Annotated in this window: 16 protein-coding genes and 1 pseudogene; 11 read left to right on the top strand and 6 right to left on the bottom strand. The window is 61.3% G+C overall.

The window, feature by feature from the left end:
- Nucleotides 1-47 precede the first annotated feature (47 nt).
- On the bottom strand, nt 48-914 hold the full coding sequence (locus AACQ95_RS09575; protein ID WP_084214094.1) for a helix-turn-helix transcriptional regulator: 867 nt from the start codon (nt 912-914) through the stop codon (nt 48-50).
- Nucleotides 915-929: 15 nt separating this feature from the next.
- The gene (locus tag AACQ95_RS09570; protein ID WP_168966856.1) at nt 930-1,787 is read right to left on the bottom strand and encodes a formate dehydrogenase accessory sulfurtransferase FdhD; all 858 of its coding nucleotides are present in this window, start codon (nt 1,785-1,787) and stop codon (nt 930-932) included.
- Nucleotides 1,788-2,029: 242 nt separating this feature from the next.
- Between AACQ95_RS09570 and AACQ95_RS09565 the strand changes: the two genes are divergently transcribed.
- The 9 genes and pseudogenes from AACQ95_RS09565 to AACQ95_RS09525 all read left to right on the top strand — a co-directional run bounded on the left by AACQ95_RS09565 (nt 2,030) and on the right by AACQ95_RS09525 (nt 11,985).
- On the top strand, nt 2,030-3,094 hold the full coding sequence (locus AACQ95_RS09565) for a hypothetical protein (protein WP_211162497.1): 1,065 nt from the start codon (nt 2,030-2,032) through the stop codon (nt 3,092-3,094).
- A gap of 378 nt (nt 3,095-3,472) precedes the next feature.
- Nucleotides 3,473-4,043: pseudogene (locus AACQ95_RS09560) on the top strand (DUF3305 domain-containing protein).
- Nucleotides 4,036-4,704 (top strand): DUF3306 domain-containing protein, encoded by a 669-nt coding sequence (locus tag AACQ95_RS09555; protein WP_241278442.1) that lies wholly within the window; start codon nt 4,036-4,038, stop codon nt 4,702-4,704. The pseudogene AACQ95_RS09560 and the gene AACQ95_RS09555 overlap by 8 nt, the downstream one beginning before the upstream one ends.
- 104 nt (nt 4,705-4,808) lie before the next feature.
- On the top strand, nt 4,809-6,569 hold the full coding sequence (locus AACQ95_RS09550; protein WP_445290529.1) for a 4Fe-4S dicluster domain-containing protein: 1,761 nt from the start codon (nt 4,809-4,811) through the stop codon (nt 6,567-6,569).
- Nucleotides 6,570-6,579: 10 nt separating this feature from the next.
- Entirely contained in the window at nt 6,580-7,212 is a 633-nt protein-coding gene (locus AACQ95_RS09545; protein ID WP_172955297.1) for a TorD/DmsD family molecular chaperone, read from the top strand.
- Nucleotides 7,213-7,285: 73 nt separating this feature from the next.
- The gene (locus AACQ95_RS09540; protein ID WP_043137891.1) at nt 7,286-7,489 is read left to right on the top strand and encodes a transcriptional initiation protein Tat; all 204 of its coding nucleotides are present in this window, start codon (nt 7,286-7,288) and stop codon (nt 7,487-7,489) included.
- A 23-nt stretch (nt 7,490-7,512) separates the two neighbouring features.
- Nucleotides 7,513-10,389 (top strand): formate dehydrogenase subunit alpha, encoded by a 2,877-nt coding sequence (locus AACQ95_RS09535; RefSeq protein ID WP_098983156.1) that lies wholly within the window; start codon nt 7,513-7,515, stop codon nt 10,387-10,389.
- Nucleotides 10,390-10,393: 4 nt separating this feature from the next.
- Nucleotides 10,394-11,017, top strand: a complete 624-nt coding sequence (gene fdh3B, locus AACQ95_RS09530) for a formate dehydrogenase FDH3 subunit beta (protein WP_042865547.1) — start codon at nt 10,394-10,396, stop codon at nt 11,015-11,017.
- Nucleotides 11,014-11,985, top strand: coding sequence for a formate dehydrogenase subunit gamma (locus AACQ95_RS09525; protein WP_241278441.1), 972 nt, complete (start codon nt 11,014-11,016; stop codon nt 11,983-11,985). Before fdh3B ends, AACQ95_RS09525 begins: the two co-directional genes overlap by 4 nt.
- Before the next feature lie 92 nt (nt 11,986-12,077).
- On the opposite strand, the gene AACQ95_RS09520 is transcribed toward AACQ95_RS09525, so the two are convergent.
- Complete coding sequence (locus AACQ95_RS09520; RefSeq protein WP_098983161.1) at nt 12,078-13,208, bottom strand: hybrid sensor histidine kinase/response regulator; 1,131 nt, start codon at nt 13,206-13,208, stop codon at nt 12,078-12,080.
- Between the two features lie 237 nt (nt 13,209-13,445).
- Between AACQ95_RS09520 and AACQ95_RS09515 the strand changes: the two genes are divergently transcribed.
- Nucleotides 13,446-15,161: an NAD-dependent malic enzyme gene (locus tag AACQ95_RS09515; protein ID WP_098983163.1), complete on the top strand. Its 1,716-nt coding sequence runs from the start codon at nt 13,446-13,448 to the stop codon at nt 15,159-15,161.
- Between the two features lie 55 nt (nt 15,162-15,216).
- Here the strand turns inward: AACQ95_RS09515 and AACQ95_RS09510 are convergent, their stop codons facing one another.
- Together AACQ95_RS09510 and AACQ95_RS09505 are read right to left on the bottom strand one after the other, a co-directional pair.
- Nucleotides 15,217-15,558 (bottom strand): RT0821/Lpp0805 family surface protein, encoded by a 342-nt coding sequence (locus AACQ95_RS09510; protein ID WP_241278440.1) that lies wholly within the window; start codon nt 15,556-15,558, stop codon nt 15,217-15,219.
- Complete coding sequence (locus AACQ95_RS09505) at nt 15,555-16,475, bottom strand: Hint domain-containing protein (RefSeq protein WP_241278439.1); 921 nt, start codon at nt 16,473-16,475, stop codon at nt 15,555-15,557. Before AACQ95_RS09505 ends, AACQ95_RS09510 begins: the two co-directional genes overlap by 4 nt.
- Before the next feature lie 308 nt (nt 16,476-16,783).
- Between AACQ95_RS09505 and AACQ95_RS09500 the strand changes: the two genes are divergently transcribed.
- Complete coding sequence (locus tag AACQ95_RS09500) at nt 16,784-18,022, top strand: uracil-xanthine permease family protein (RefSeq protein WP_172955298.1); 1,239 nt, start codon at nt 16,784-16,786, stop codon at nt 18,020-18,022.
- An 82-nt stretch (nt 18,023-18,104) separates the two neighbouring features.
- On the opposite strand, the gene pgl is transcribed toward AACQ95_RS09500, so the two are convergent.
- Entirely contained in the window at nt 18,105-19,112 is a 1,008-nt protein-coding gene (gene pgl, locus AACQ95_RS09495; protein ID WP_241278438.1) for a 6-phosphogluconolactonase, read from the bottom strand.
- Nucleotides 19,113-19,165 lie beyond the last annotated feature (53 nt).

Raw genomic sequence — 19,165 nt, 5'->3', positions numbered from 1 at the left:
CGTGCTTGTCAGGGCTGTCGGCACAAAGAGAGGGCTGGCCGCTTTCGCTACTGGGGGCTCCACACCAGCTTGCCGCTCTGGGTCAGGTCATAGCCGCCGAGGCGGGCCGCTAGCTCGCGTCCCTCGGGGGATTGCAGCCAGCCGATCAGCTGCTGCAACAGGGTGCGAAAGAAGACCCCCTGCGGCATCACCAGATCGAAGCACTCCTGCGACAGAGGCATAAAGCCGAGGCCAAACTCGGTGGCGGTGCTCTGGGCGCCGGGCCCCACGTCGGCATCGCCCCGGCTGATGGCGGCAGCCAGCTCCCGCTCGCTGTTGACCTGCACAGTGCTCTCCAACCGGGTCAGCGACTCCCCCTGGGTTTGCAGCCACTCCTGCAGGGCGCGCTGGCTGCCGGCCCCCTCCTGGCGCATGGCCCAGCGCCAGTCGAGCGCCTGTTTTGCCTCCTGCGGCTGCAAGCCCTGGCGCAGCACCAGTCCCTGTACCCGCCGAAAGCCATGCACTATCACCCATTGGCGGTGGCCCTGATACTGCTGCACCAGCGCCGGGTGGCGCAGGTGGGCCTCTTCGGCCTGACCCCAGTGGATGGCGCACAGATCCACATGGCCGCGTGCCAGCATCGCCAGCCCCTGGCGAGTGCCGCAGGGGGTGTAGCCCACCAGCGCCTGGGTGCCGAGCTGCCGCGCAAGCGTGCTGCAACCATAGTGCAGCAACACGTCGTCGGATCCCGCCAGCAGCAGCCGGTCGTTCATCACCCCCTCGTGGCAGCTGCCGAGCAGCCAGCGGTCGAGCAGGGAGCGGGGAAACAGCCATTTGCCGGTCGCCTTGGTGGCGGGGATGCGCGCCTCGTTGGCGAGCTGGTAGACCTTCTTCTCGTTGAGATCGAGGTATTCCGCCACCTGCTTCACGTTCATAAACTCGTTCATGACTTAATCCCGCATCCCGCGACCGGCCGGACTGGGCGCCAGCACCGGCGGCTTCTCGTCCAGCACCATATGGTCGTGACCGCTGAATACCTCGAAATGGCGCCCCTTGGCGCGGGCAATCATGGTGATGCCGAGCTGGCGGGCGAGATCCAGTCCCATCTGGGTGACGCCGGAGCGCGACAGCAGCACAGGAATGCCCATCTGCGCCACCTTGATCACCATCTCCGAGGTGAGCCGCCCGGTGGTGTAGAAGATCTTGTCGTAGCCAGCCTCGCCGCGCATCCAGAGCTCGCCCGCCAGGGTATCAACCGCATTGTGGCGCCCCACATCCTCGACAAAGGAGAGGATTTCGCTACCGCGACAGATGGCGCAGCCATGCACGGCACCGGCCATCTTGTAGGTTTCGTTATGGGCCGACAGCGCCTTGAGCAGGGCGTAGAGGGTGCTCTGTTTAAGCTCGGGCGCCGCCAAGACCACCCCTTCGAGCTTCTTCATCACGCTGCCATACATGGTGCCCTGACCGCAGCCGGAGGTGACCGTCTTCTTCTCCAGTGACTTGTCGAGATCGTCGGCCTGCTGGCTGCTTACCACGGCGGCGGCCTCGCTCTCCCAGTCGACGATCACCGACTCGATGGCCGAAATATCCTCGATAAAGCCCTGATTTTTCAGATAACCCAACACCAGCGCCTCGGGGCGGGCCCCCAGCGTCATCAGGGTTACTATCTCCTTCCAGTTGAGGTAGACCGTCAGTGGCCGCTCACAGGCGATTTGGCGGGTGTTCATTATGCCCTGTTCATCCATCACCTCGACGGCCATGGTGAGCTGGGCGGCAGCATTGCTTTTGATAAAGGTCGGTGTCATGGGCCCCTCGCGACCGGTTGCCGGGATCTAAGGGGATGGACACAGCAAGTTTTGTTCCAGATTACTTTTAGACGAGGTTCTCCTTCTTCGGTCGACCGTGATGCTTCTGATAAAGTCAGTTCTTATTGTATCAGGATCCACAAATTTCCGTCCGGTCAGAAAATATTGATCAATGAATCCTAGAATAGTTATAAGGTTTAGTGTAATTTTAGCGCCCTAATTAATAGGTGTGACAATAAAGAATGAAGCGACTTAATAGAAATCCAGGAAAATTTGAAGCTCTTGAAGTATTTAGTGCATTTAGCCGAGAGCATGATTATAAACTGCAGTCCACAGAAGACACCGATAAATTTCTTGCAAAATTTTCTGAGTCATTAAAAGCATCACTTACAAATCCGATACTTTTGCATGGAAAACGTATGGAGGCTTTGTTCGGTCAACTTGCAGCAGGATTAGGTAACTGCAAAATGGTGAAGTCTGAAGATACAGGTGAGGTAATTTCAGATGACTCTGAAATATTGTTGCCCGATTACAGAATTATTTTGAAGGATGGAAGGCAGATATTTGTTGAGGTCAAGAATAGCAATGTGCCAAACCCAAAGTCATCATACCTTTTTCAAAAAAATTACGTTGAGAAATTGATGCGCTATAGTGAATTGAATTCTGTTCCTCTCTATTTTGCAATTTATTATCGCTGCCTGAGAATATGGACTTTACTTCCTGTTTCATCGCTAATTGAGCTTAAAAACAAATATTTAACAAATCCTGTGCACTCGCTAGCAAAAAGTGAAATTTCATTGCTCGGTGATTTGATGATTGGAACAAAACTTCCCCTCACTTTTGAACTAGTAGTAGATGAAAGTAAAGAAGCTCATGTTGACGATCATGACCAAGCCAGCTTTATATGTGGCGATATTAAAATGTATTGTTGCGAGGAAGAAATTGAAGACCTTTCAGAAAAGAACATTGCATTCTTTTTAATGCGCTATAGTCGCCTAGATTGTAGCCAGCCGGAGGCTGTAATGGATGATAATGGTAAATTACATAGCGTCCGCTACACGTTTAATTCTGAGTCACCCGAAGATGAAGAAAAATATGGATTTACAATAATCGGTAACCTGAGCTCAATGATAACTGAAGCATTTAATGAGCATACTGTTTATGAACAGCAAGTAACGTCAATAACTACAAAAGCAGACCCTGCCGTATTTTCAATTGAAATTCCTAGCGATTATAAAGGTCAAGTTTTAAAATTGTGGCGATTCAGTATGCAGGCAAATTCAGAGTTTAAAGATGTCATCGAGTGATATATATGTTACGAGTTAATATCTCATATGTTGGGCCAAATAGCCCAACGTTTACCGCGGAATATTTCAAAGGCAATAATCGGATAGTTCGGCCTTATTTGATTATTGCCATTCCCTCGATCAGACACACTGGCTGATTGGTTTTACTCCGCATGTTGGGCTTCGCTGCGCTCTGCGCCAACCTACGCCCGCGCCAACCCATGTCCCGCACAAAGGCCCCAACCCGCATCAAACCCCCCATCAACCACCACACCCGCCTTGGCCCCACTCTTGCTATGTCTTATCCCATTGATGGCCGTGGCCGCCTCGATTTACCCGCAGTGACCAGCCCCGACCGGGGCTAATCATAGAGGAGGGCGGCCCGGCAGAGACCTTCTGATGGGAGCCGCGACAAGTGCAAGACACAACCAATATTCTCTCCCCGCAGCGCTGGCTGCAGTTGGAGTTAAAGGCCATCGACAGCCAGGTTGGCCGCTGGCAGAGCCGCCGTTTCGAGATTGCTGCGCTCCATCCCGCCGAACCTGAGGCAGCAGGCGCCTTGCCCCTTACCCTGTTTCGCGATGAGCGGGGGGATTATCGCTTCAACCTGAGCTCCGGCTCGCCCCGCCTCTTTGTCACCGGAAGCCGTGTGGACAATGGCTTTGTGGCCGATGGCCTCACCTTGAGCCAGACAGTGGCCGCCGCCTATATGGATGGCGAGCGGCAGGTGCTCTCCTGCCCGCTGCCCGAAGCGCTGCAAGCCTGGGTGGAGGCCTTTATCGGCCGTCACGGCGAGCTGCTGGAGGCCCGTCGCAAGGGCAAGAAGGGCAAGGGGCGGGCGCAGGATCAGCTGGGGGTCGATACGAGAGTTGAGACATCAAGAGACGCCAGTGATCAAGCCAATTGTGGCGCCGTCAAGGCCACAGGCCCCGATGGCCGCGAGCGTTCGGGAGTTGGCTCCCATGAGTGAGTTTCTCAAGCGCTGGTCGGCTCGAAAGCATCAGGCATTGCAGCCACGGGAGCAGGCCGACCCCGAGGTTGTTGCTATCCCCATCGAAGGCAATGACGAAGGCAAAATATCAGATACAGAGCAGGATAGCCGCGCAGTCAGCACTGACAAGGGGAGTGGTGAACCCGAGGCTGCCGAGGGTCTCCTGTATGAGGTGTCGGAGGGAAAACCGGCTATCGGTGACGCCGCTTCGCAGCCGGCCAGACCAACCCGGCCGGGCAAATCTGCACTGCCTGACAAAGAGACACTGAGAGCCATGTTTCGTACTCACAAGCCGGACGGGCTGGATGACTACACCCAGGATTTCAGCCAGCCCGAGCTGTTGCCGGCGGCCCTGACCGCCGGGCTGCGCAACTGGCTGGTGGAGGCGGTGACGGCGCCCGAGGCCGAGTCCGGCAGCGCACTGTCGCCATCAGATCAGGCATCACCCGAGCAGGCCATTGCCGACCAGCCAGCCGCTGCCCCCTCTTTTTCTTCTCCCGCCTCCCAGCGGAGTGAACCGCTCGCCACCTTGCCGGCCCCGGATCCACAAGCCCACACCAAGGAGCGGGACATTTTGGTTGATGAGGATGGACAAAATGTCCCAACCAAGGGTGGGGGAATGGAGCGTCTGGGATCCTGACTCCCTGCCAGTCACTATTTTTCCGGGGGAGTTGGCTCGGCTCTTGCTCCTCCACAAGACCAACAAGCGATCCATCCCATGAGGTGGACCGCACAGGAGTGCATGTGAGCATCGAACAACATTACTCAAACCTGACCCCCGATGGGGGAGTGGCGGGGCGCAATGAGCGAGCCCGCGCCGACGCCTTGCGCCACACGGTCAAGACCGACAACCTGATCCCGGCCACTGTCTCCTATCAGAGCCAGGGCCGCTTGTTGCTGGTCGGCCCGGAAGATCGCATTCGCCGTGCCGCCAGCCTGCTGCCCCAAGGCGTGATGCCGACCCTGCTGGTCACAGAATCCGTCCACAATGCCGAGGCGGCAGATCTCGAAGCCATCTTCGACGCCACCGCATCCCTCGCTGCCCTGACCCTGCGCGAGCCGAGCCTCAAGGGGTATCTCGGTCAGTACCAGCTAACCGGCCTGAACGGGCAGGGGGAGAGGGTTGATCTGGCGAGGCTTTGTTTTCCACAACAGGGTTTTCCACAACAGGGTTTCCCGCAGCAGGCTGCGGCAGCTGTCAGTGAACTGCCAGGGGAGCCTCGCTTCGATCTGGTGGCCGATCTGGGCCGCACGCCGCTGTTTGCGCTGGAGCGCCCACCGATCGGCTATTTGCATCTGGTTGATGACGAAGGGCTGGCCGCACGGCTTGCCGAGCTCTGTGCGCTGACCGGCATCTTCGACAAGCCGCGTTATTTTCGCCTCGATGCCGAGGCCTGCGCCTTCACCGCCCGCGGCGTGCCAGGTTGCAGCCGCTGTCTCGATGTCTGCCCGACCGATGCGCTCAAGCCCGTCAATGGTCGCATCCAGATCGATCCCCATCTCTGTCGGGGCTTCGGCAGTTGCGCCTCCGCCTGTCCGACCGGGGCGATTGCCTATCACCAGCCCGATGCCAGCACCAGCGGCGACTACCTGTTCCGCTTGCTCAAACGCTATCGGGTGGCGGGCGGCGCCCACCCTGTGCTGCTGATCGCCGGGGAGAGCGAGCGGGCACGGCTTGAGGCCAGCCTGCCCGCCCTGCCAACCCACTGGTTGCCGGTCTGGGTGGAAGAGAGCGCCAGCCTGGGGGTTGAGAGCTGGTTGGCGGCGCTCGCCTATGGTGCCAGCGCGGTGCGCATAGTGCTTGACGAGGATGCCCCCGCCAGCGTGCGGGCCCTGCTGGAGCGGGAGCTGGCCAGCGCCGCCGTACTGCTGGTGGGGGCCGGTTTACCGGTGGACCGGGTGGCGATCCACTCCCTGAGCGCCATGGAGCGTGCCAGTGAACACCCTGGCACTGCGTTGTTCGACAAACCGCTCAAAGGGGAGAAGCGGGAGACCCTGTTTGCCGCCTTCGATGCCCTCTGGCAGGCCAACGGGGGCAACCACGAGCCGCTGGCTGTGCCCCACGGCGCCCCTTACGGCGCCGTGGTGCTCAAGGAATCGGACTGCACCCTCTGCATGGGCTGCGTGGCTGTCTGCCCGACCCGCGCCCTGCATGCGGTGGGCCACACGCCCGGCCTCAACTTTATCGAGCAGGACTGCATCCAGTGCGGCATGTGCGAAAAAGCCTGCCCCGAGCAGGCCATAGTCCTTGCACCCCGCCTGCAGCCTGTGCCCGAGGTGCGCCGCGCCGTGCAGAGCCTCAAAGCCGAGGAGGCCGCCTGCTGCATTCGCTGCTCCAAGCCGTTTGCGCCAGCTTCCCTCATTCGTCGCATCCAGCAAAAGCTGGCCGGTCACTCCCACTTCCAGAATGAAGCCGCCGCGCGGTTGCTGATGTGTGAGGATTGCCGGGTCAAGGATGTGTTTACGGCGCTGGCGGCGGATCCTGCCGCCCAGCTCAAGATATGAGGGGCCTGTGATGAGTGAACAACCGAATAGCCATACCGCACTGAATGCAGGCGAACTGACCATGACAGATCTGGAACAGAGCAGCGCCGACATGTATGCCCTGCTGGCGAGCCTGTGGCGCGCCGCTCCCCGAGGCGAGCAACTCGCCTGGTTGCAAGGCTTGCAGGCCATGCCGGGCCCCTTTGCCAGAGGGCTGGGGCTGGTGCAACTGGCCGCCAGCAGCCACCGCGAAAGCGAACTCGCCGAGGAGTATCAGGATCTCTTTATCGGCCTGGGGCGCGGCGAGATAGTGCCGTTTGCCTCCTGGTATCTCACCGGCTCTCTGATGGAGCTGCCGCTGGCGGTGCTGCGGGCCGATCTGCAATCCCTGGGTTTCGAGCGCCAGAGCGGGGTGTGCGAACCCGAGGACCACCTGGCCGCTCTGTGCGAGGTGATGGCGGTATTGATTGCCGAGCAGCACCCCGAGCGCAACCGCTTCTATGAACGGCATCTGGCCCCCTGGGTGCTTGCCTGCTGCCGCGATCAGCAAGAGGCGAAGGGGGGCAGCTTCTACCGGGCGGTCGGGGCGCTTGCCGAAGACTTTTTCAAACTGGAGCAGGATCTGCGCCTGCCCTTTGGTACCCCTGTGGTGACGCTGCCATGACGCGGCACCCACTCACTCATAGCGAAGCCGGCACAGTGCGGCTGGCCATAACAAAAACAGAGGTCACAGAAAGATGAGCGATGAAAAGCTGAAAGACCCGTCCCGACGCAATCTGATCAAGGGGGTGGGCGTGGTCGCCACCATAGGCGTGCTGGCCGGTGCCACCGGTCGGGTGGTGAGCAAGGAGGCGCTGACCCACGATACCCAGCCCGACAAGGGCTATCGGGAGACACCCCATGTTCACGACTTTTATCGCACCCTGCGCGGCACCGACTGAGCCGGCTCAGTGAAGGAGAACTCATGAAACTGACAAAACGAGCCGAGCCGGTCAACGCGAGCGAGCAAGGCAATGCGGCCGCTCGCGGCCAGGGGCTGACCCGCCGCGCCTTTATGGTCAACTCAAGTCTGGTGGCCGGCGGCGCCGTTGCCGCCGGTTGGCTGGCCCCCGCCATGATGCAACGGGCCGAGGCCAAAACCGTGGCGGCCGAGGTGCCGGTCGAGGTGAAGCGCACCATCTGCTCCCACTGTTCTGTGGGTTGCGGCGTTTACGCCGAGGTGCAAAACGGCGTCTGGACCGGTCAGGAGCCGGCGTTTGATCACCCCTTCAACCTCGGCGGTCACTGCGCCAAGGGGGCGGCCCTGCGTGAGCACGGCCACGGCGAGCGTCGCCTCAAGTACCCGATGAAGCTGGTGGGCGGCAAGTGGCAGCGTCTGAGCTGGGAGCAGGCCATCGAAGAGGTGGGCAACGAGGTGTTGCGCCTTCGCAAGGAGTCCGGCCCCGACAGTGTCTACTGGCTCGGCTCCGCCAAGCACTCCAACGAGCAGGCCTACCTGTTTCGCAAGATGGCGTCCCTGTGGGGCACCAACAACGTGGATCACCAGGCGCGCATCTGCCACTCCACCACGGTCGCCGGGGTAGCCAACACCTGGGGCTATGGCGCCATGACCAACAGCCTGAACGACATGCACAACAGCAAGTCGATCATGTTTATCGGCTCCAACCCGGCGGAGGCCCACCCGGTCGCCATGCAGCACATACTGCTGGCGAAAGAGCGCAACGGCTGCAAGATCCTGGTGGTCGACCCGCGCCGCACCCGCACCGCCGCCAAGGCGGACATGTACCTCTCCCTGCGTCCGGGCACAGACGTCGCCTTTATCTGGGGCATGCTCTGGCACATCTTCAAGAACGGCTGGGAAGACAAGGAGTTCATCCGCACCCGTGTCTACGGCATGGACGAGGTGCAAAAAGAGGTGGCGCGCTGGACTCCGGCCGAAGTGGAGCGGGTGACCGGCCTCAACGAACAGCAGGTTCATGGCGCCGCCAAGCTGCTGGCCGACAACCGCCCCGGCTGCGTGGTCTGGTGCATGGGCGGAACCCAGCACACCACGGGCAACAACAACACCCGTGCTTACTGCATCCTCGAACTGGCCCTCGGCAACGTGGGCAAGAGCGGGGCGGGCACCAACATCTTCCGCGGTCACGACAACGTGCAGGGCGCCACCGATTTTGGCGTCACCTCCGACTCCCTGCCCGGCTACTACGGGCTGGAAGAGGGCTCCTGGAAACACTGGGCCCGGGTGTGGGATGTGGATTACGAGTGGATCAAGGCGCGTTTTGACAACAAGGCCTACAACGGCAAGCTGCCGATGCAGAACAACGGCATTCCTGTCTCCCGCTGGGTGGACGGTGTGCTGGAGAACGCCGATCTCATCGAGCAGGGCTCCAACATTCGCGCCATGTTCTACTGGGGCCATGCGGTCAACTCCCAGACCCGCGGCCCCGAGATGAAGAAGGCGATGCAAAAGCTCGACATCATGGTGATTGTCGACCCGTACCCCACAGTCGCCGCCGTCATGAACGATCGCACCGACGGCGTCTACTTGCTGCCGGCCACCACCCAGTTCGAGACCTATGGCTCCGTCACCGCCACCAACCGCTCCATGCAGTGGCGCGACAAGGTGGTCGAGCCCCTGTTCGAATCCAGGGTCGACCACGAGATCATGTATCTGCTGAGCAAGAAGCTGGGCTTCGCCGATGAGCTGTTCAAGCACATCAAGGTGGAGAACAACGAGCCGCTCTTGGAAGACATCACCCGCGAGTACAACCGCGGCATGTGGAGCGTGGGCTACACAGGCCAGAGCCCGGAGCGGCTCAAGGCACACCAGCAGAACTGGCACACCTTCCACAAGACCAACCTCAAGGCCGAAGGGGGCCCGGTGAGCGGCGAGATCTATGGTCTGCCCTGGCCCTGCTGGGGCACCCCTGAGATGAAACACCCAGGCAGCCACATCCTCTACGACACCAGCATTCCGGTCTCCGAGGGGGGCGGCGGTTTCCGCGCCCGTTTCGGCATCGAGTATCAGGGCGTCTCGCTGCTCGCCGAAGACTCCTGGCCGAAGGGGAGCGAGGTGGAAGATGGCTATCCCGAGATCACCGCCGATCTGATGAAACAGCTCGGCTGGTGGGATGAGCTGACCGAGGCCGAGAAGAAGGAGGCCGAGGGCAAGAACTGGAAGACCGACCTTTCTGGCGGTATCCAGCGGGTCGCCATCAAGCACGGCTTCGTGCCCTATGGCAACGCCAAGGCGCGCTGCGTGGTGTGGACCTTCCCGGATCAGGTGCCCAAACACCGCGAGCCGCTCTACACCCCGCGCCGGGATCTCTTGGCCGACTACGCCACCTGGTCTGACTCCAAGAGCCTGTGGCGCCTGCCGACCCAGTACGCCTCCATTCAGGAGAAGGACGTCAGCAAGGAGTTCCCCATCATACTCACCTCCGGCCGTCTGGTGGAGTACGAGGGAGGCGGCGATGAGACCCGCTCCAACCCCTGGCTGGCGGAGTTGCAGCAGGAGATGTTCGTCGAGATGAACCCGGCGGATGCCAACGACGTCGGCGTGCGCGACGGTCAGGATGTGTGGGTCGAGGGGCCGGAAGGGGGCCGGGTGCTGGTCAAGGCGTTGGTGACCCCAAGGGTCAAACCGGGGCTGGCCTTTATGCCGTTCCACTTCGGCGGCCACTTCGAGGGCCAGGATCTGAGATCCAAATATCCGGAAGGGTCTGACCCTTATGTGCTGGGGGAGTCGGTCAACATAGTCACCACCTATGGTTATGACCCAGTCACCCAGATGCAGGAGACCAAGGTCACCCTGTGCCGCTTTCGCAAAGTAGGAGCCTGATCTCATGGCCAGAATGAAATTCATGTGTGACACCAAGCGCTGCATCGAGTGCAACGGCTGTGTGACGGCGTGCAAGAACGAGAACGACGATGCCCTGGAGTGGGGCATACAGCGGCGCCGGGTGGTGACCCTCAACGACGGCCTGCCGGGGGAGACCTCCATCTCGGTCGCCTGCATGCACTGCACCGACGCTCCCTGCATGGCGGTCTGCCCGGCGGACTGCTTCTATCACACGGACGACGGCATAGTGCTGCACAACAAGGATCTCTGCATCGGCTGCGGCTACTGCTTGTTCGCCTGCCCGTTCGGGGCGCCCCAGTTCCCGAAAACTGCCGCCTTCGGCGATCGGGGCAAGATGGACAAGTGCACCTTCTGCGCCGGCGGCCCGGAAGAAGATCACAGCGAGGCGGAGCGCCAGAAGTACGGTGCCAACCGCATCGCCGAGGGCAAGCTGCCCATGTGTGCCGAGCTCTGCTCCACCAAGGCGCTGCTGGCGGGGGATGCGCAGGTCATCTCCGACATCTTCCGCGAGCGGGTCGCCTATCGCGGCGCCAAGGAAGCGGGTTGGGGCAGCGGTGAAGAGCTGTTCCATGACGCCAGCAAGGCAGGCAAGGGAGGGGCGGCATGAAAACCTGGCTAATGGCCCTGTTTGCCGCCCTGCTGCTGGTGAGCACCGCCAGCTTCGCCGACGCCGAGAAGGAGGCGGTCGGCTTTGCCGGCGCCGACTACTGGCGGGCGGTGAAGGACGGGCAGGAGGGTTACACCACCTCCCGCTCGCCGGAGCACGGGGTGCTCATCTCGGTGCCGGGCCAGCTCTGGTTCGAGGTGAAGACCAAGTGGGTGTCACCGCTCGGTGCCATCGCCATCTTCGGCTCCCTGGCCATGTGCGGCCTGATGTACTGGGCTGTGGGGCCGACCAAGCTCTCCAAGCCACGCACCGGGCGCAAGCTCAAGCGCTGGAGCCGGCTGGATCGGGCGCTGCACTGGACCACGGCGGGCATGTTCCTGACCCTCTCTGGCTCGGGGCTGGCCATCATCTACGGCAAGCACTTCATCAAGCCGGTGGTGAGCATGGGGGTGTGGGAGAACTGGATCTGGTTCGCCAAGGAGTTCCACAACTACGTGGGGCCGCTCTTCTTCCTCTGTTTGCTCGGTGTGCTCATCAAGTGGTTTCGCCACAACATAGTCAACATGGTGGATGTGCGCTGGTTCATGAAGGCGGGCGGCATGCTGGGGCCCCACAAGGGCAGCCACCCCTCGGCGGGCTTCTCCAACGGCGGCGAGAAGGCCATTTTCTGGCTGCTGATCTGGTTTGGCGGCATAGTAGTGGCGACCGGGCTGTTTCTGGACTTCCCCATCTTCGGCCAGCTGCGCCGCCAGATGGAGTGGGCCAGCTTCATCCACATAGTCGGCGCCCTCATCCTCATCTGCGGCTTCATCTTCCACATCTACATGGGCCTGTTCCAGCTGGAAGGGGCGCTGGAGGGGATGATCAGCGGCGAGGTGGACGAGACCTGGGCCAAGGAGCACCACGACCTCTGGTATGAAGAGGTAAAGCACCAGCTCGACGAGCCTAAAGTGGGCAAGCCCGACTGAGGCTGACCGCAATTTAACGATGAAAGAGAAGGGGGCGCTGTGGCGCCCCTTTTTATTGTCTGCTTGTCATCGCATCGTCAGCGCTCGCCTCTTTACAGGGGCGGCTGCAGGGGGAGCCGGATCTGGTATGTCAGCCCCTGGCCGGGCGGGCTGGTGACGGTCAGCTGGCCGTGCAGGTTGTTCTCCACCAGGTTGTGGATGCGGCAGGCGCTCAGACCGCAGTGGTTGGTGTTGCCGCGCTGGGTGGTGAAGAAGGGCTCGAACAGGCGGGGAAGCTGCTCGGCCGTCATGCCGGGGCCCGAGTCTCTGTAGGTCAGCAGCAGCTCGTTGCCGCTTTGCGCTATGTTCAGGCCGAAGCTGTGTTGCCCCGGCCCCTTGAAGGCGTGATCCATGCTGTTCTTGATGAGTTCCTGCACCAGATCGAGAAACAGCGGCTCGGGGGCAGTCAGGGTTACCTCCTCGCCCCCGACATCCGCATTGACTCTGGCGATGAGAAACTCGGGCGAGAAGGCTTGCAGCAGCTTGCGCAGGCTTTTTTGCACCGGGAAGGGGAGGGCTGGCGGCTCGTGCTGATCCCGGGTCAGCTCCTTGAAGCGGGTGATCAGCAGGGCGACCCGGCGCAGGCTGGATTCGACCAGCTCTGTGCCCTCCTTGATGTCGGTGAGCTGCTGGTGGAGCAGGCGCTGGCCCAGCATGCCGTTTTGCACCGCGTTCGCCAGCAGATCGCCCGCACCGTGGATCAGGCTGGAGGCCGTGATGCCGATGCCGACCGGGGTGTTGATCTCGTGGGCAATCCCGGCCGTGAGCTGGAACAGGCTCTGGTAGAGCTGCACCTTGGCCTGCTGGCGGCTCAGATCCTTGAGGCGCAGCTGGTTTTGCACCCGGGCCAGCACCTCTAGCTGGTGAAACGGCTTGGAGACATAGTCGCAGCCGCCGGCCTGAAAGGCCTGCTCGAGGGCGCTGATCTCGTTGTTGGCGCTGATGAAGAGGACGGGCAGGCACCACTGGCCCGGCAACTGCTTGATGCGGCGGCACGCTTCATAGCCATCCATCACCGGCATGTTGATGTCCATCAACACCAGCGCGGGAGGAAACCGGGTAGCGGCATCCAGCGCCTGCTGGCCGTCGGTCGCCTCGCGCACCTGATAACCCGCCTCTTCCAGCAGGCAGCGCAATATGTAGCGGTTGGACGCCATGTCATCGACGATCAGGATATCACTCATGTGTTCTCTCCCGCCCCTGAGGAAACTCATCCTGCTGGTGGCCTGTTGTTCAGCATAGTTGGCCGATTTAGGCCGTGCGTGGCCGGTATGAGGCCATAAACCGGTTTGGCGCGTTTTTTGGCCGCAGGGTATGCCCAAGCTCACAAAACTAAACAACCAAACGTCATATGATTGATTTCATTATGAGTCTTGCTCTCCTGCCGAACGGCAATTTCACGTAAATCAAAGAGAACGACTATGGCTACCGGACAATATCTGCTGTGGAAAGATGCACAGGGACAGGATTTTCGCCCCGTTGCACTGACTGGCACCGATCTGCTCAACGATCGCAATCTCAACAAGGGCACCGCCTTCACCGAACAGGAGCGCGCCGACTTCGAGCTCGACGGCCTGTTGCCTCCCCGGGTTCAAACTTTTGAGGCCCAGCTGGAGCGGGTCTATCAGGGCTTTTTGAGCGCCTGCAGCGACATCGAAAAGTACCAGAACCTGCGCGCCCTGCAGGATCGCAACGAGACCCTGTTCTATGCCCTGCTGTCACGCCACGTGGAGGAGATGACCCCCATCATCTATACCCCGACCGTCGGCAAGGCGTGTCAGGAGTTCAGCCACCGCTACCAGAAGGCGCGCGGCCTCTATATCACCCCGAAAAACGTCGAGGACATGGGCTCCCTGGCCCGCCAGCTGGACGCAAAATCGGTGCGCATTATCGTGGTGACCGACAGCCAGGGCATCCTGGGGATAGGTGATCAGGGGGTGGGCGGCATGGGGATCCCCATCGGCAAGCTCTCCCTCTATACCCTGGCGGCCGGTATTCACCCTGCCTGCTGTCTGCCCATAGCGCTGGATGTGGGCACCGACAATCAGGCCCTGCTGGACGACCCCATGTATCTGGGTCAGCCTCACAAGCGCATCCGTGGCAAGGAGTACGACGACTTCATCGACAAGTTCGTGGCCGGGGTCAAGCGTCACTTCCCGAACGCCGTGCTGCAGTGGGAAGACTTCAGCAAGTCCAACGCCTTCAACAATCTCTCCCGCTACCAGCAGTCCCTGCCGTCGTTCAACGATGACATTCAGGGCACGGGGGCCGTGGTACTGGCCGGCATCATAGGGGCGGTCAAGGTCAAGGGGGAGACCCTGGGTCAGCAGAACTATCTGGTTTATGGCGCCGGCGCCGGCGGGGTAGGGGTTGCGGATCAGATCTGTGCCGGCATGATCCGCGAGGGACTGGATCCGCAGGCGGCCCGGGATCGCATCTATATCCTGGATACCCAGGGGCTGGTGTGTGACAACCGCGAGGGGCTCGACGAGTACAAGCGCCGTTACGCCAAACCGGGTCTGCTGCTGGCTGGCTGGGATACTGAAGTGCCCGGCAGGGCCAACCTGACCGACGTGCTGCGCCATGTGCCCATCACAGTGCTGCTCGGCACCAGCGGCTCCGGCGGCGCCTTCAAGGAGGAGCACGTGCAGCTGATGCAAAAGCACTGTGCCCGTCCCATGGTGTTCCCGCTCTCCAACCCGACCGCCAACTGCGAAGCACTGCCGGAAGACATCTACCGCTGGAGTCAGGGCAAGGCCATAGTCGCCACCGGCAGCCCGTTCAAGGACGTGCACTATGAGGGCAAGGATTACCGCATAGGCCAGGGCAACAACGTCTTCATCTTCCCAGGGGTGGGGCTGGCGGCCATCGTCAGCCAGCTGAGCGAGATCAGCCCGGATATCTTCACCACGGCCGCTTTTGCGCTGGCCGAGTGCGTGAACGAGGTGGATCTGGCACAAGGCTCCGTCTATCCGCGCATTCGCGAGCTGCGCAACATCTCGGTGCACGTGGCGACCGCCGTGCTCAAAGACATAGTGCGCAAGGATCCCTCCCATCCGCTGATCGGGCAGGATCTGCAGCAGCATATCCTGAGCCACATGTGGGAGCCGCTCTACCTGCCTTATCGCCGGGTATGACGGCCGAAAGCGTGAGATGAAAAGGGGGTGGCCGTCGGCCACCCCCTTTTTTTCGTCAGCTGCGCAGCGGCAGCCAGTGTCCCTCCTTGCTGCGGCAGGCGGTGTCCTGCCACTGCTGGCTTGCCTGGCCTATGTAGAGCTGCTCGCGATAGTCGCGGCACCAATGGCCGTTGGCGTGGCGAAAAGTGCGCAGCGGCGTGACGCTGCCACTGTGACGGTTGGCGGCATTGAACCAGGTGAGGCTCTGGCCTTTGGGGCGGGTTTGCAGTGCATCGGCCAGCGCCTGGTTGGCCAGTGCCACATCGGCCTTGTCCATCTGGTGGTAGAGAGGGGCGGGCTCAAGGGTGGCACAGCCGAGCAGCCACAGGGAGAGCCAGGGCAGCAGGTAACGGATCATGGTTGCTCCTTTGTGCGAAAACCCTGCTGGATCAGGGTTTGTTCCTGTGCATCGGTCAGCGTCTGGCCGCGATCATCGACAGTGCCATCGCCCCGGATCTCGTTGCCGTTGGCATCGACGGCATCCACGCCATTGTCGTCGACAGTGCCGTCGCCCCGGATCTCGTTGCCGTTGGCATCGACGGCATCCACGCCATTGTCGTCGACAGTGCCGTCGCCCCGGATCTCGTTGCCATTGGCATCGATGGCATCCACGCCATTGTCGTCGACAGTGCCGTTGCCCCGGATCTCGTTGCCATTGGCATCGATGGCATCCACGCCATTGTCATCCAGGCCGTTGCCAAGTCCGCGTCCGCCGGCATGACGATCCCCTCCGGCGTGGCGGTCTCCTCCGCCATGCTGCTCGCCCCCTGCATGATGCTCACCACCGGCGTGTTCACCACCGCCATTGTCGTCACTACCCTGACCACCCCCATCGCTGTCGCTGCTGTCACTGCCGCCACTGCTGTCGCTGCCGCCGCTACCGCCACTGCTGTCGCTACCGCCACTGCTGTCGCTACCGCCACTGCTGTCGCTGCCGCCACTGCTGTCGCTGCCACCACCGCTGTCGCCATCCTTGTTGATCCCGTAGAGCCTGCGCTCCCCCAGCAGCACCCGCTCGATAGCCTGGATCCGGTTGACATGACCATGTTGATCCAGCACTCGCTCACCGGCTTGCAGCGTTTCTATAGGGCGTTCTCTGCCGTCGGCCATGACGATCCGGGTGCCGGCAATGAAGCAGGACTTGGCATGGGCCTGATTCATTTGCCATGCGTTATGGGTGAAATCATAACTGAATGGGGTAGCAAACAGGGCCAATGCGATGGCTGATCCCACCAGCAATCTGCGCTGGCTGGGCTTGAAAGAGGGCAGTGGCATGGGGGACTCCTTGTCCGGCAGGGATTCACGCAATCAAGTATAGAGTGACCCTATGGCGGAGCAGGGGTGAGCCTTTGACAAACAAAGTCGCGTGGAAAAACGATTGGCGTCCGCCATAAAAGTGCGTAAAATCGCATACTCGATGCTTGTAGCAACGAATCCCGCCTAAAAAGCCAGTTTCATGCCCTCCCCAAGCAGTAAAAGGTAACGAATGACGCCAACTGGCCCATTTCACGCCTTGAAAGCGTCTTGTGATAACTGAAAAGTGTCAAATATCCCTGTCAGTTATCAAAAAATTAAGGACATCCATGTTTTCCTTAGTCAAGCAAAGTGTCGCCGGGCTGCAAATCCTGTTTGTCGCCTTCGGTGCCATGGTTCTGGTGCCCCTGCTCACCGGACTGAACCCCTCCATGGCCCTGCTTGGCGCCGGTGTGGGCACCCTGTTGTTCCAGCTCTGCACTCGCCGCCAGGTCCCGATTTTCCTCGGTTCCAGCTTTGCCTTCATCGCCCCCATCATCTACGCCACCCAGACATGGGGACTGCCGTCCACCATGTTTGGCCTGTTTGCCGCCGGTTTCATGTACTTCATCCTGGCCGCACTCATTCGCGTGCGGGGCATGGGCTTTGTGCACAAGTTGCTGCCGCCCGTGGTGATTGGCCCAGTGATCATGGTGATCGGCCTGTCGGTCGCTCAGGTTGCCTGCAACATGGCGATGGGCCGTGCCGGTGGTGAGCAGGTGGTGCCTGCTGGGACTGCACTGACGCTGGCTGGCATCTCGCTGGCGGTGACCCTGATTGCGGCCGTGTTCTGCAAGGGCTGGATCAAGCTGATCCCCATACTGTGCGGTGTCATCGCCGGTTATGTCTCTGCCGTGCTGATGGGCCAGGTGAACTTCGACGGTCTGGTCAACACCCCCTGGCTGGCGCTGCCTCACTTCGAAACGCCGGAGATCAACTGGGCTGCCGCCCTGTTCATGCTGCCGGTGGCCATAGCCCCCTGTATCGAACACATAGGCGGCGTGCTCGCCATCGGTGGTGTGACCGGGCAGGATTACACCAAGAACCCGGGTTTGCACCGTACCCTGGCCGGTGACGGTATCGGCGTCTGCTTCGCCGGTTTCATCGGTGGCCCACCCGTGACCACCTACGCCGAAGTGACCGGCGCCGTGATGATCACCCGCAACTTCAACCCTGTCACCATGACCTGGGCCGCCGTGTTTGCCATCATTCTGGCCTTCTTCGGCAAGTTCAACGCCCTGCTCACCTCCATCCCCATGCCGGTGATGGGCGGTATCATGCTGCTGCTGTTCGGATCCATCGCCGCCATCGGTCTCAAGACGCTGGTGGAGTCCAAGGTGGATCTGGGGCTGGCCCGCAACATCGCCATCGTGGCCGTGACCCTGACGGTCGGCGTCGGCGCGCTGGAGATGAAGATAGGTGACTTCGCCCTGGCCGGTGTCGGTCTGGCATCGGTTGCCGCCATACTGCTCAACCTGATCCTGCCTGCCAGCTCCGAAGAGGGCGCCATGGAGAGTGCCAAGGATTAAGCGCTTGGCTTGCTGTGCATTGAGATGATGAAAAAGAGGCCACCCCCGGGTGGCCTCACTCATTTGGAGCGCTTTCCCGGCGTCACTCGGGCAAGGCCAGCACTCGCACCCACATGGCCCCGTCGCCCACCGGATGGCGCGCGAGCAGCGTCAGCTCGCCGCTGCCAGGGTCTATGCGGTGCACGGCGAGCTGGTGGGAGGCTTGCCCGGCCGCCAGCAGATAGCGGCCGCCGTGATCGATGGCAAAGCCGCGCGGCATTGTCTCGGTCGGGAAGTGGGCCAGCGGGGTCAGGCTGCCATCTCGCTCCGCTATGCCAAACAGGGTCAGCAGGCTGCTGGCCCGCTCGCAGCTGTAGAGAAAACGGCCATCCGGCGTGACATGGAGATCCGCCCCCCAGCGCTCTCCCTGATACCCCGCGGGCAGCATGTCCAGACTCTGTTGCAGATGGATATGGCCATCGGCCTGCCTGTGGTAGCGGTTGATGGTGCAATCTAGCTCGTTCAGGCAGTAGATATCGCCATTGACGGGGTGCAGCGCCAGGTGCCTTGGCCCGGCACCGCTGGTGGTATGCAGATCTCCCAGCGGATGGGGCACCAGCCGCCCCTCGTCGTTCAGGGTGAAGCGGCGGATGGCATCTTCCGTGAGGCAGGCAATCAGCATCTCCTGCCTGCCCTGCTCGTCCGCCAGCAGGGTGACCGAGTGAGCCGTCATCAGCGGATCCATGTGCTGGTGCGGGGCCTGCACCAAGCCAGCGGCATCGATGGGGGAGACGGTGACATGGTTGAAGGCGTAGGAAGCCGCCAGCAGGAAGCGGCCGTCGGCCGTGATGGCGGTGTGGGAGGCACTGCCCGCCAGCGGCGCCGAGCCCTGTTCGCTGAGCCGGCCATCCATGCCAATCCGGTAGCTGATGACCGCAAAATCGGGCCGCACGGCGGCATGAAGCCAGCGCCCATCCGGGCTTGTCACCAGCGGCTGGACCTGGCCCGGGGTATCGACCACCTGCAATAGTGCGAGCTCCCCGCTCTCGGCCAGGGCGAACACGTGGATCTGCTGGCTGGCGGGGCTCGCCACATAAACAACCTGCTGCATCTGATCTTTACTCCTTGTCATGGGTAACGGCAGGCCAATCTTATCTCCATCCT

It is taken from the genome of Aeromonas sp. MR19 (genome assembly GCF_963899305.1).
Classification (GTDB): Bacteria; Pseudomonadota; Gammaproteobacteria; order Enterobacterales; family Aeromonadaceae; genus Aeromonas; species Aeromonas bestiarum.
Note: the sequence above shows the minus strand (reverse complement) of the source record. Positions and strands in the feature narration are given on the sequence as shown.